Annotated in this window: 13 protein-coding genes; 3 read left to right on the forward strand and 10 right to left on the reverse strand. The window is 63.1% G+C overall.

Annotation, left to right across the window (positions count from 1 at the left end):
* From EN939_RS06560 to EN939_RS06580, 5 genes are all read right to left on the reverse strand, one after another.
* Positions 1-168: ArsR/SmtB family transcription factor (locus EN939_RS06560; protein ID WP_145968086.1), on the reverse strand; the 168-nt coding region annotated here is incomplete at its 3' end.
* Between the two features lie 152 nt (positions 169-320).
* Positions 321-1100: a HugZ family pyridoxamine 5'-phosphate oxidase gene (locus EN939_RS06565; RefSeq protein ID WP_127267373.1), complete on the reverse strand. Its 780-nt coding sequence runs from the start codon at positions 1098-1100 to the stop codon at positions 321-323.
* A 31-nt stretch (positions 1101-1131) separates the two neighbouring features.
* Positions 1132-2313 carry a CaiB/BaiF CoA transferase family protein gene (locus EN939_RS06570; protein WP_127267374.1) on the reverse strand — a complete coding sequence of 394 codons (1182 nt, stop codon included), beginning with the start codon at positions 2311-2313 and terminating at the stop codon, positions 1132-1134.
* A 6-nt stretch (positions 2314-2319) separates the two neighbouring features.
* Positions 2320-3081: a 3-hydroxyacyl-CoA dehydrogenase gene (locus EN939_RS06575; protein WP_127267375.1), complete on the reverse strand. Its 762-nt coding sequence runs from the start codon at positions 3079-3081 to the stop codon at positions 2320-2322.
* A gap of 61 nt (positions 3082-3142) precedes the next feature.
* Positions 3143-3679 (reverse strand): GNAT family N-acetyltransferase, encoded by a 537-nt coding sequence (locus tag EN939_RS06580; RefSeq protein ID WP_127267376.1) that lies wholly within the window; start codon positions 3677-3679, stop codon positions 3143-3145.
* Between the two features lie 29 nt (positions 3680-3708).
* Between EN939_RS06580 and EN939_RS37925 the strand changes: the two genes are divergently transcribed.
* Both EN939_RS37925 and EN939_RS06585 read left to right on the forward strand, forming a co-directional pair.
* Positions 3709-3873, forward strand: coding sequence for a hypothetical protein (locus tag EN939_RS37925; protein WP_164748917.1), 165 nt, complete (start codon positions 3709-3711; stop codon positions 3871-3873).
* A gap of 77 nt (positions 3874-3950) precedes the next feature.
* Entirely contained in the window at positions 3951-4943 is a 993-nt protein-coding gene (locus tag EN939_RS06585) for a glutathione S-transferase family protein (protein WP_127267377.1), read from the forward strand.
* 1 nt (position 4944) lies between these two features.
* On the opposite strand, the gene EN939_RS06590 is transcribed toward EN939_RS06585, so the two are convergent.
* On the reverse strand, positions 4945-5439 hold the full coding sequence (locus EN939_RS06590) for an NUDIX domain-containing protein (RefSeq protein ID WP_127267378.1): 495 nt from the start codon (positions 5437-5439) through the stop codon (positions 4945-4947).
* A 53-nt stretch (positions 5440-5492) separates the two neighbouring features.
* On the opposite strand from EN939_RS06590, the gene EN939_RS06595 reads away from it, so the two are divergent.
* Positions 5493-6416, forward strand: a complete 924-nt coding sequence (locus EN939_RS06595; protein WP_127267379.1) for a metallophosphoesterase family protein — start codon at positions 5493-5495, stop codon at positions 6414-6416.
* On the opposite strand, the gene EN939_RS06600 is transcribed toward EN939_RS06595, so the two are convergent.
* The 4 genes from EN939_RS06600 to leuA all read right to left on the reverse strand — a co-directional run bounded on the left by EN939_RS06600 (position 6400) and on the right by leuA (position 11832).
* Complete coding sequence (locus tag EN939_RS06600; protein WP_127267380.1) at positions 6400-7017, reverse strand: hypothetical protein; 618 nt, start codon at positions 7015-7017, stop codon at positions 6400-6402. The genes EN939_RS06595 and EN939_RS06600 overlap by 17 nt on opposite strands.
* A 114-nt stretch (positions 7018-7131) precedes the next feature.
* Entirely contained in the window at positions 7132-7935 is an 804-nt protein-coding gene (locus EN939_RS06605) for an alpha/beta fold hydrolase (protein ID WP_127267384.1), read from the reverse strand.
* Between the two features lie 197 nt (positions 7936-8132).
* Positions 8133-9908, reverse strand: coding sequence for a tetratricopeptide repeat protein (locus EN939_RS06610; protein ID WP_127267381.1), 1776 nt, complete (start codon positions 9906-9908; stop codon positions 8133-8135).
* A 196-nt stretch (positions 9909-10104) separates the two neighbouring features.
* Positions 10105-11832, reverse strand: coding sequence for a 2-isopropylmalate synthase (gene leuA, locus EN939_RS06615; RefSeq protein WP_127267382.1), 1728 nt, complete (start codon positions 11830-11832; stop codon positions 10105-10107).
* Positions 11833-12104 lie beyond the last annotated feature (272 nt).

Genomic DNA, 12104 nt, shown 5'->3' on the forward strand with positions numbered 1-12104 from the left:
GTGCTGGGACAGGGCGGATTGGCTGAGCATCACCTTCTCGGCAATGGCTCCAACCGACATCTCACCTTCGGCGAGGTAGCTCATGATCAACAGTCGCTTCTCATTGCCCATCAGCATGAGAAACTCTGCCGCCGATTCGGCGTTCACGATTAGCTTTGTCGAGACCATCGATCCCCCATGCTTCCTGTTCATCCCGACGCCATGGGGGCAATGGCGTCTGATTCCATAAATTCACTTGTCGATCGGCGCTGGCGATTCAGCGTCACCAAAAGGTAGAGCATTTCACTTAAATCTCAAGTGTTGCTTTTGGTCCAGCATAATTAAGTCTCCGTCCCGGCGTCGACAATGGCTCGGCCGGCCTTGGCCATATCGACCAGAACGTGCCGCAATTCGCCTGCCGCCGCCAGAGGTTGTGGGTAAAAAACCCGGCAAACATCGTCGCCCGAAACCAGGTCCATGCCATCGGCATCGAATCCGGCAACACTCCAGCCGTTTCCGGATACTTTGGCGAAATGCTGTGCGTAAACGGCGATCGCGTCGAGATGGTCGGCGTTCATGTGGTCGATGGCGGATTGTTCGCGCGCCGCGAGTTCCTCGACGATCGGTCCGCTGGCGAGCAAATCCGATCGATCGAGCTGATAGGCCTTGCCGAAGCCGCCGTTGAGGCTGGCGCGTTGCGGATCGAGGCGAAAGATCGAAAAGTCGCCGAGACCGGCGTAAAGTTTCGCCTTGGGATTGCGGTTGAGATAGCGGCGCTCGGCGCGGGCGTGTTCGCCTGATCCGCGCTCAAGCCGTGCCGCCTGGCAGATCAATGTCAGGCGCGGGTGCGCCAGCGGGTCGCCCTTGCCCGGTTCGCCGAGCAACAGGGAACAGCGCGGATCGGCAAGCAGGGCGCCGGTGTGCGCCGAAAGCATCGACACCAGGATCAGCGGCGCGCCATCGATGTCGGTGGCCACGCCGACCCTGCTGGCCAGCGGCGAGCCGGTTTGCGGTTCGATCACCGCCAGGGCGCCAAAGCGGGCGCTGCGCAGAAGCGTCTTCGCCAGCCGGATCGCTTCGGCGTCCGTCTCGCGGATCACGTCCTTTTTCGGCTCGTCCAAGGCAGCACCGCAGTAAGTTGATCTTTCTTCTCTAGTTATCGTTATCGGTCAGCAAGCCGGATTTGACAAGGCCGTCGATCTCGGCTTTCGCAAAGCCGAAACGTGCCAGAATTGCCGATGGCGACAAATCCTCATTGCCTGGCATAGTGGCCAATGTCGGTTGCGAGCTCGAGAAACGCGGCGCGGGGGCCGGGCGCTCAAATGCACCTGTCGTCACAGAGGCGTTGCGTGCCCGATTGTGCGGGTGGTGCTTCGCCTCTTGCAGCGACAGGACGGGGGCCACGCAGGCATCGGTCTGGGCAAACAGCAGGTCCCAGTCGTCGCGTGGTTTCTGCCGGATCCGATCGGCAATGGCGGCGCGCATCGGCGGCCACAGGGCCTTGTCGTACTGGCCGGACGCAAAGCGCTCGTCGAGCGGCAGCAGCCTGGCGAATTCGGCGAAGAATTGCGGCTCGAGACAGCCGATGGCGATATGGCGTCCGTCCGACGTCTCATAGGTGTCGTAGAACGGGGCGCCGGAATCGAGCAGGTTCGCGCCGCGCTTGTCGCTCCACAAGCCGGCCGCCGTCAAGGCGTGCAGGGGCACCGCCAGCATCGAGGCGCCGTCGACCATCGCGGCGTCGATGACGTCACCCTTGCCCGTGCGAGAACGTTGGAACAGGGCGGCCAGCACGCCGGCAATCAGCATCATGGCGCCACCGCCATAGTCGGCGACAAGGTTGAGCGGCGGGACGGGACGGCCGTCGGCATGGCCGATGGCGTGCAGCACGCCGCTATAGGCGAGGTAGGTGATGTCGTGGCCGGCGCGGCCGGCGAGCGGGCCGTCCTGACCGAAGCCGGTCATACGGCCGTAGATCAGCGCCGGGTTGCGCGCCAGCACCGTTTCGGGGCCGAGGCCAAGCCGTTCCATGACACCCGGGCGAAACCCTTCGAGCAACATGTCCGCCTTTTCGGCAAGGCGCAGCAACAGATCGGTGCCTTCACGGCGCTTCAGGTCGAGGCGCAGGAGGGCGCGGCCATGGCGGTCGATGTTGTACTCATCCGGCAGCGACAGGAACTCGCTCGTCCCCGTCCGTTCGATGCGCAACACTTGCGCGCCCATCTCCGACAGCATCAGGCCGGCCAGCGGCACCGGTCCGAGCCCGGCCATCTCGATCACCTTCAGCCCGGTCAGCGGACCGGTTTTAGCGGCAGCGGACAGGCCGGCGTTCATGACCTTCTATTTCGGCGCCATGCGGATGGCGCCATCGAGACGAATGGTCTCGCCGTTCAACATCTGGTTCTCGATGATGTGCAGGGCGAGAGCGGCATATTCGGACGGTTCGCCCAGGCGCGACGGGAAAGGCACGGCGGCGCCCAGCGAATCCTGAACCTCTTGCGGCATGCCGGCCATCATCGGCGTCTTGAAGATGCCGGGCGCGATGGTGCAGACGCGGATGCCGGAACGGGCAAGGTCGCGCGCCACCGGCAGCGTCATGCCGACGACGCCGCCCTTGGATGCCGCATAGGCGGCCTGGCCGATCTGGCCATCATAGGCGGCAACCGAAGCGGTGTTGACGATGATGCCGCGCTCGCCGCCCTGCAGCGGCTCGAGCTTCGACGCGCGCTCGGCGACGAGGCGGATCATGTTGAACGTACCGATCAGATTGACCTCGATCACCTTGCGATACTGATCAAGGGGGTGGGGACCATCCTTGCCGATCGTCTTCACGCCGATGGCGATGCCGGCGCAGTTGACCAGGATCCGCGGCTCGCCAAGCTTGGCGGCTACGTCGGCGAGCGCAGCGGTTCCGCTGTCGGCGCTGCTGACGTCGCACTGGACGGCAATACCACCGATCTCGGCCGCGACCTTGGCGGCGCGGTCAATACCCACGTCGAAGATGGCGACGCGGGCGCCCTTGGCGGCCAGCGCGCGCGCCGTTGCCTCGCCAAGGCCGGAGCCGCCGCCGGTGACGATCGCGATCTGGCCGTTCGGGTTCATGACGTCATCCTTTGATCTCAGGAACAGTGGGACGGATCAGGCGCCAGATCGACGGGAAAGGTCAAGCCATCGCCGCGACAGGATCGGCCACCCTGGCCTGATCGGCGTGGCAGACCTCGCCCAAGAGCCTGGCGACCGCGCCCGGCGCGATCTCGTGCGACAGCAGCCGGTCGAGATCGACGGGGCGCGGCATCGAAATCTGGCCGCGCGGAATCCGCTTGAAACCGAGCGGCCCGTAATAGGGCTCGTCACCGACCAGCATGACGGCAGGTGCGCCGGTCTTGGCGGCGGCCTCTAGCGCGATCGCCACTAGCCGGCGGCCGATGCCGAGATTCTTGAAGGCCGGCCGCACCGCGAGCGGCCCGAGCATCAATGCGCGGCCGGCACCGGCGGCGATGCGGGTCATGCGCACCGAGGCGACGACGATGTCGCCATCGACGGCGACAAAGGACAGCGAACGCTCGTGCCCTCCGGCCTCACGAATCTTGTAGGCGGCCAGCACAAAGCGGCCCGGCCCGAAGGCTTCGTCATTGATGGCTTCGATCTCGGGGTCGTGCGCCGGGGTTTCCGGCAGGTATTTCACGTCGGCAAGGCTCATGGTCTTTGCGTTCCGGTAAGGAGGAAAGGTTGCTGCAAACGGCAGCATTCGCCAGTCAGCGCTTCATCAAGCGCGGGCGCCCTTTCGTCGTCGGTAAAACCGGATCGAAGCAAAATCGAACATGCGGATTGTCCGCTAGCATCAATTTCCCGCCGCTGCAATCGGCCGTTTTGTTCGTCATTTCCGCCAAGTGACGGTCTGTTCAGCACCTGACGTCTTCGACAGGGCAGCCTTGCGCCTACATCAACCAACAGGACGCAAGGAGATTTGTATGGGAATGCTGGTCGAAGGAAGGTGGCAGGACCGCTGGTACGATACAGCGGACAATGGTGGCAGGTTCGTGCGGACGCAGTCGCAATGGCGCGACTGGGTCACCGTTGACGGGGCGCCTGCCGAAGGCCGGACGCGTGGTTTCAACGCCGAGCCCGGCCGCTATCACCTCTATGTCTCGCTTGCCTGTCCGTGGGCCCACCGGACGTTGATCTTTCGCGCGCTGAAGAAGCTGGAAGGCGTCATATCGGTGTCGGTGGTGCATCATTTCATGGGCGCCAACGGCTGGACGTTCGTGGCTGAGGACGGCGCCACGGGCGACATGCTCTATGGCCTCGACTTCCTGCACCAGATCTATGCCAAGGCCGATCCCGCCTATTCGGGCCGGGTGACTGTGCCGGTGCTGTGGGACAAAAAGGAGCAGACCATCGTCTCCAACGAGTCTTCCGAAATCATCCGCATGCTGAATTCAGCCTTCGACGAATGGGGCGACGCCAGCCTCGATTTCTATCCGAAGGCATTGCGCGGCGAGATCGATCGCATCAATGCGCTGGTCTATCCCGCGGTCAACAACGGCGTCTATCGCGCCGGCTTCGCCACCACGCAACGCGCTTATGAAGAGGCGTTCGGTGAAGTGTTCACAGCGCTGGATGCGCTGGAGGAGCGGCTGTCGAAGCAGCGCTATCTCGTCGGCGATCGTATCACCGAAGCCGACTGGCGGCTGTTCACCACGCTGGTGCGCTTCGATCCGGTGTATGTCGGCCACTTCAAATGCAATCTGCGCCGTATCGCCGACTACCCGAACCTGTCCAACTATCTGCGTGATCTCTACCAGGTGCCTGGTGTGGCCGGGACGGTGAACATGCATCATATCAAGGCGCACTATTACGGCAGCCACCAGACGATCAATCCGACGCGGATCGTGCCTGTCGGACCGGATCTGGATTATGCCGCATGGCACGACCGGGCGCGCTTCGAGAAAGCGGCAGCCTGATCTACCAGTAGGGCGAGGGCTGCTCGCCGTCAAAAACCTCGGCGATCCGGCGCAGCGTCGCCGGCGTCGTGCCCTGCGGCAAGCGGTCGAGCGGGAAGAAGCCGGCTTCGGCGATTTCGTGATCCGGCCGCTTCGGCGCCGTCTGGCTGAAATGCTCGAGCAAATAAAAGCCGACATGGTCGCGGCGGCTGGAGCGGCGGTTGAAATGCATCGATTTGAACACCGGCGGGGCGGTGAGAGCGATGTTGCCTTCCTCGGCCAGTTCACGGGCCAGTGCCTCGTTCATCGTCTCGCCGACTTCGACGCCGCCGCCGGGCAGCTGCCAGCCTGGTACGTAGGTATGGCGAATGAGGAAGACGGACTTGGACGCCCTGTCGTGGATCAGGCCGCGCACGCCAAGCGTCATCGGCCTCCGCAGCACGAAATAGAGATGGAACAGCCTGGCCCTCAAACCTGGCCAGCCGGTCTGGCGGAAGGCATCTTCAGGGCTCGTCATTGATAGCGAAACCGTGGGTGGAAAGCCGTGCGCGGGTCGCCTATGAAGGTTGTATGTTCAGGCTCGCGCATATTTCCGATGTCCATCTGGGGCCGCTCCCCGATGTATCCTATCGCGATCTCGCCTCCAAGCGCGTGCTCGGCTATGTCAACTGGCAGCGCAACCGCCGCCGCCATATGCATGATGCGGTCATCGACACGATCGTCGCCGACATCAAGGCGAACACGCCTGACCACCTCGCCGTCACCGGCGACCTGGTCAATCTGGCGCTCGACGGCGAGATCGAGATGGCCAGGCACTGGCTGGAGACGCTGGCACCGCCGCATGATGTTTCGGTCGTTCCGGGCAATCACGACGCCTATGTGCCAGGCGCCTTCGACAAGGTCTGCCGATCCTGGGCGGCGTGGATGAGCGGCGACGGCGTCAACACGCCGGTCGATCGTAACGCATTTCCCTATTTGCGCGTGCGCGGCAACGTCGCGCTGATCGGTGTCTCGACGGCGCGCGCCACGGCACCCTTCATGGCCAATGGTTTCTTCATGGAAGGCCAAGCGAAGCGGCTCGGCAAAATCCTCGGGGATACCGCCGGACAGGGGCTGTTTCGCGCCATCATGATCCATCATCCGCCGGTGCGCGGCGCGGTCCCGCAGCACAAGCGGCTGTTCGGCATCGCCCGCTTCAACAAGATCATTCGCCATCACGGCGCCGACCTTGTGCTGCACGGCCATTCGCATCTGCCGTCGCTGTTCTTCATCGGCGGTCGCGGCGTCAGGATCCCGGCGGTCGGTGTCGCTGCCGCCGGCCAGGCGCCGGGCGGCAAGAACCCGGCGGCGCAGTACAATCTGTTCGACATTGACGGCGAGAAGGGCAATTGGCGGATCCGGCTGACACGGCGCGGCCTGACCGGGCCGTCCATACCGCCATCCGATCTGCAGACGGTGGAGCTTGGCGCCGAGGCCGCTATGGCCGCAAATTGACAACCATGGCCACGATGCGGTCCCAGAACAGGACGACCGACACCACAAGGCCGACCAGTGCGCCGGCAGCGACCAGGCCAAGCCCGGACAGAAGGGCCGACCAGCGTTTGCCGCGCTCCGTTGCGCGCAGCGGCGGTTCGGCTTCCGGCACATACGCACGTTTCAGGCCGGCGACGGCGGGTTCGACGCCGCCTTCCAGCATCCTCTGACGCTCGACGATGCGCTCGGCGACATAGCGTGTCACGGAATCGGCAACCGGCTTCATCTCGGTGGATTCGGCAAGCACCACCCGGCCGATACGGGTGTCCTTGAGGAAGCGATAGGTCCGGCGGTCGCGCCCCATGGCGACATGGCTGATGGCGTCGATCCACAGGCGCGGCTGCAAGCCGGACGAGACGACAAAGTCGAAATTGTCCATATCGGCCGGAACATCGGCAAAAACCGGTGCCAGTTCGGCGGCGAGCAGATCGAGACGCATGCGATGCGCCTCGCGCATGTCGACGACGACGTCGTCGCGGTCGGCGAAGGCATTTTTGACATCACGGATGGCATCGGACAGTTTCTTGGACTGGTCGATGGTCTTCTCGCCTGCTTCCTTCATCGGCGTCCGCCTCGTAGGTTTGGTTAACACCGGGTTAACACAGCCGCCGGCAAAATGCACTGGCGAGATCGACGGCCCCGGGGTGTCCAGGAAGGTTGTCGTGCGCGAAAAAGGTCAGCTGGCTGCGGCGGCGAATTTCTGGCGGTGTGGCCTGGCGCGACGATTGGTGTTGCGGCGAATGATCTCGGCAACAAGGTCGGGGGCTTCCTCAGCCAGCATATGGCCGGCCTCCAGCACGTGGTGCACGTGAAAATGCGCCGGCAGGTCATCCGCCTGGGTAAAGGGCAGCACCGCATCGCTGATTCCCCATGCCACCATCACCGGCATGTTCAGTCCATCGAGGCGATCGTGCGGGATGACGCCTTGCCGACCGTCCACGGTCATGGCGGCTGCGATCTCGACGAGCTTTTCGAGTTGGCCGGGTCGCCTGCGCATTTCCCAAAGGGTGTCCACCGTATGTTCGAGCGGCGGGGCTGATGGTCCCGACATGACGGCGAGGCAGGAGCGGATCTCGGACCGATCCGCGGCTTCGGCATAGCGGCGCAACAGCGGTCCATTGATTTCGGGGCCAAGGCCGCCCGGCGCCAGAAGCGTCAGCGAGGCTATCTTTTCGGGCTCGGCCAGCGCCATCAGCGCCGCCACGGCACCGCCCATCGAGTGGCCCACGAGATGAACGCGCTTCAGGCGGCGCTCCGAGAGATCGGCGAGCACGGCCTTGGCTGCCACCCTGGCGGGACCGGCGGCGGGAAAATCGAGCGACAACCCGTGCCCAGGCAGATCATAGGCCAGCGTATGCGTGGAAGGCGTCAGGGCGGAAATCACCTCGTGCCATACATCATGGCAGCCGCCGAAACCGTGCAGCAGGACGATGGCCTTCGAGCCAACACCCTCTTCGGCGGCAAAAAGTGATGCGGTCATGAAAGCTGATTTTTTGTTATTGCAGAATGCGCGACACCCAATGGTGGCTGAATTGCTCCTAGTCCAACGTGATGACCAGTAAAATTTTCGCGATTTGTACGGTTGTGTACAGAACCTGGCGACCAATCGGCAATCTGCGATGGAGCGCAGGAAATCCATCGGGACGCGGCGCAGCCAGTGCGCGGACGTCGATGGTGTCAGCTTGGGCTGCCGAGCCCGGCAGCGCGGAGTGCCTGGACCAGCCGGTCGGTCAGGTCGGCCGGATATTTCCGCTCGACGAAAGTCGCCCGCGGATCGGCGGCAAATTTGGGGAACTCGGTGGTCAGTTGTTTCAGCAGCGTGCTCACCAGATGATCCTGTCCGGCAGCCTTGGCGCCGACCAGCCGCGCCGCCAGATAGTGTGATTTCGTTGCCGTCGTTCTCAATGCCATGCTGGCCGCGACCGCCTTGTTCATGTCGCCGAGCATGAACTCACCGACGAACAGCCCGTAATCCCACCATGTCGGGTGCCCGCTGAAGGTCTCCACCGCATGATCGAGGATCGGCGTTCCTTCAGCATATCGTCCGGCGAAGATCAGCCCGTAGCCGTAAGCGGCGGCCATGCCGAGATCGTAGGGGTTGAGTTCATAGGCCTTGCGCATCCAGCGGATCGCTTCGTCCGTATTGCCGAGGCGCGAACTGACATAGCCGTAGGAGCGATGCGCATAAGGGCTGGTCGGACCCATCTGCACGCCGCGATGGGCAAACTCGACGGCTGTCTCAATCGTCGCATTGGGCGGATAGGCGTAATGATCGGACACCGCCTCGAGATGCAGGGAAGCAAGCTCCGAATAGACGAGCGAGGACTTGGTTCCACCATTGGCCAGCTTCTCGAGGCATCGGTAGGCTGCCTCATGGGTCCTGGCGTTCTGGTCGAGGTAATATTTGCCGTTGAGCAGCAGGCATTGCGTCAGACCGTTTGGCGTGCCGGTCTGCTCGATATAGTTGTAGATGGTGCCGGAGGCGGGGAGTGCCGAGCTAAGCATATCGGCGATACGGTCTTCGACCGCTGCAGGTGCGCTGTCGGCGGGGGTGAGATTGCGCGATAGAAGCACCCGTCCGGACGCCATGCTTTGCAGTTCTATGGTGATGTCGCCCGCGTCCGGTCCAGATAGGACGTCGAATATGAAGCTCGTCGCGTCGTCGGCCGGATCGCCGACGGTGTCGCGGCCGATGAAGTCAATCGTATCGAAGCCACTCAGGCCGGCGCGCAGCGATGCGGCGACACGGCTGGCGTCGGGGCCGTCAGCCTTGAGTCCGATATAGACTTGCGGCAGAGCGTCAGCCCTTGCCGATGCCGTGATGCTTGCAGTTGCGCCAGCGATCTCCGGCATTGCCGAGATGTCGCCGCCTGCCAGCAAGGCAGTGCTGCCCTGGCGAAGGATCAGTACGCCCAGCATGGCGATGACCAAGGCGATCGCCATCCAGAAAAAGCGGAGATGGCGCGCCACCGAGGGGGCAGGCGAAGACGGTACGGAAGCCAGAGACATCGCCTCCAGCATGCCCGTGCCGGCTTCGTTTGACCGATCGGTGGATGCGGCGCCGTCCAGCCTGAGTTCGGGAACAGACTCGGCAATATCCGGCAGGCGGATCGCGTTCAATTCATAGGCAGGAACATAGCCGCCGCGCGGAATGGCGATGCGGACCGGCTCGGCAATTCCCTCATTGGCAAAATAGTGCTGCAGAAGCTCGCGCAGCCTGCCTGCCTGCACACGCACCACGGCATCGGTGGACGGATCGAAGTCGCCGTCCTTGCCGAAAACATCCATGGCAATGGAAAAGCCCTTGAGCCTGTCGGCTTCGCCGGCCTGTTCACGTTCGACAAGATAACGCAGCAGCTTGCGCGCGCGTTCGGATCGGCCGAACGTTTGGCTGGCAAGCAGTCGCTCCAGTGTCTCGCGCACTGCGGGGGCGGCAGGCGTGGCATGCTGCAAGTGTCGATCCTCTCGAAGTCGGCACAGGTTGAGGCGCGATCATATAGGTCCCGCACCACCACACAAGTATACACCCCGTTATGCGATCACGTACCCACCGGATAATTCCGCGGTGGTTAATGGCCCGAAAGATCGGAACCGATCACCAGATTGGGACGGTTCCGATCTTTGTTCCCGCCGGGCGTCAGCCGGCTTTTTAACCGACGATACGGTTCGCGGCAGACATCACTGCTTCCAGCGAGGCAGCGACGATGTTGGTGTTGATGCCGGCGCCGAACAGCTTGCCCTGGGGATATTCCATCTCGACATAGGAAATGGCCGACGCGTTCGAGCCGCGCTGCATCGAGTGCTCGGAATAGTCGAGCACCGACATCTCGACACCGACATGGAGCGACAGCGCATTGACGAAGCCATCGATCGGGCCGGTACCCGTGCCTGTAATCGTCACTTCCTTGCCGTTGTCGAGGATGACCGCCTCGACGACGCGCCGGCCCTTGATCTCGGTGCTGGGATAGGTGTGGTGATCGAGGAATTTCAGCCGCGCGCCGGGCTGGTCGACATAGGTCTCGATAAAGCGCTCGTAGATGCGCCTGGCCGGCACTTCCTTGCCCTCGGCATCGGTGATCGCCTGGATTTCCTGGCTGAACTCGATCTGCAGATTGCGCGGCAGGTTGAGGCCGTAATCTGCCTGCAGCACATAGGCGATGCCGCCCTTGCCGGACTGCGAATTGATGCGGATGATGGCTTCGTAGCTGCGTCCGACATCGGCCGGGTCGATCGGCAGATAGGGCACTTCCCACAGGCTCGTATTGGCCTTCTTCAGCGCCTTCATGCCCTTGTTGATGGCATCCTGGTGCGAACCGGAAAAGGCGGTGTAGACGAGTTCGCCGACATAGGGATGGCGCTCGGGGATCTTCAACTGGTTCGAATATTCGTAGACGTCCTTCATCCGGTTGATGTCGGAGCAATCGATCAAGGGATCGACACCTTGCGTGTACATGTTCAGCGCCAGCGTGACGATGTCGACATTGCCGGTGCGCTCGCCATTGCCGAACAGCGTGCCTTCGACGCGGTCGGCGCCGGCCATCAGGCCGAGCTCGGTGGTGGCTATGCCGGTGCCGCGGTCATTGTGCGGATGCAGCGAGACCAGCAGGTTTTCCCGGTTGTCGAGGTTGCGGCACATCCACTCGATGCGGTCGGCATAGATGTTGGGGGTCGACATCTCGACCGTCGAGGGCAGGTTGACGATCAGCTTGTTGTCCGCCGTCGGCCTGACGATCTCGGTGACGGCGTTGCAGATCTCCAGCGCCACTTCGAGTTCGGTGCCGGTAAAGCTTTCCGGCGAATACTCGAAACGAAAGCCTCCGCCGGCCTTGGCCGCCATGTCGGTGATCATCTTGGCGGCGTCGGTGGCGATGCGCTTGATGCCGCCGACGTCTTTTTCGAAGACGACGCGACGCTGCAGCTCGCTGGTCGAATTGTAGAAATGGACGATCGGGTTGGTGGCGCCCTTCAGCGCCTCGAAGGTGCGGGTGATCAGCTCCGGCCGGCACTGCACCAGCACCTGCAGCGAGACATCGGCGGGCACGTCGCCTTCCTCGATGCACCAGCGGGCAAAGTCGAAATCGGTCTGCGAGGCCGACGGGAAGCCGATCTCGATCTCCTTGAAGCCCATGTCGAGCAGCAGGCCGAACATGCGTGCCTTGCGCTCATGGCCCATCGGATCGATCAGCGCCTGGTTGCCGTCGCGCAAGTCAACCGAGCACCAGATCGGCGCCTTGTCGATCACCTTCGAAGGCCAGGTCCGGTCGGTGAGGCCGACGGTCGGATAGGGCTGATATTTGCGAGCCGCGTCGGGCATCCCTTTGGCCGAATCCGTGTCGGCTACCGCGGCATCGGAGCGGATTTCTTCTCGTGCGTTCATCGTCGGTTCTCCCGGCGGCTCATGGATCCACCTTCGGTGGATTGATGGCGAGCGGCGCCTTTACCAGAATTTCGTTCGCTTGATGTGATTGCCAAGGAGCATGCGCTTGCGCGGCGGTTCGACCGCCGGGCGCTCCTTCAGCGAACCCGGCGATCGCCGATAAGGCCGAGAAGAAGCAGGGTCGAAGCCAGCGCGCGCACGGCCTCGCCGGAAAAACCGGTCGAACGGGAAGCGTTGGTGGCGCGCGTGTTCATGGCGGTTCTCTTACAGGA

The organism is Mesorhizobium sp. M7A.F.Ca.CA.002.05.1.1 (assembly GCF_003998335.1).
Classification (GTDB): Bacteria; Pseudomonadota; Alphaproteobacteria; order Rhizobiales; family Rhizobiaceae; genus Mesorhizobium.

Excerpts from the sequence above, each read along its gene's own strand:
- EN939_RS06570 (WP_127267374.1), bottom strand. The coding sequence starts at position 2,313 with ATGAACGCCGGCCTGTCCGCTGCCGCTAAAACCGGTCCGCTGACCGGG.
- leuA (WP_127267382.1), bottom strand. The coding sequence starts at position 11,832 with ATGAACGCACGAGAAGAAATCCGCTCCGATGCCGCGGTAGCCGACACG.
- EN939_RS06580 (WP_127267376.1), bottom strand. The coding sequence starts at position 3,679 with ATGAGCCTTGCCGACGTGAAATACCTGCCGGAAACCCCGGCGCACGAC.
- EN939_RS06605 (WP_127267384.1), bottom strand. The coding sequence starts at position 7,935 with ATGACCGCATCACTTTTTGCCGCCGAAGAGGGTGTTGGCTCGAAGGCC.
- EN939_RS06575 (WP_127267375.1), bottom strand. The coding sequence starts at position 3,081 with ATGAACCCGAACGGCCAGATCGCGATCGTCACCGGCGGCGGCTCCGGC.
- EN939_RS06590 (WP_127267378.1), bottom strand. The coding sequence starts at position 5,439 with ATGACGAGCCCTGAAGATGCCTTCCGCCAGACCGGCTGGCCAGGTTTG.
- EN939_RS06585 (WP_127267377.1), top strand. The coding sequence starts at position 3,951 with ATGGGAATGCTGGTCGAAGGAAGGTGGCAGGACCGCTGGTACGATACA.
- EN939_RS06600 (WP_127267380.1), bottom strand. The coding sequence starts at position 7,017 with ATGAAGGAAGCAGGCGAGAAGACCATCGACCAGTCCAAGAAACTGTCC.
- EN939_RS06595 (WP_127267379.1), top strand. The coding sequence starts at position 5,493 with ATGTTCAGGCTCGCGCATATTTCCGATGTCCATCTGGGGCCGCTCCCC.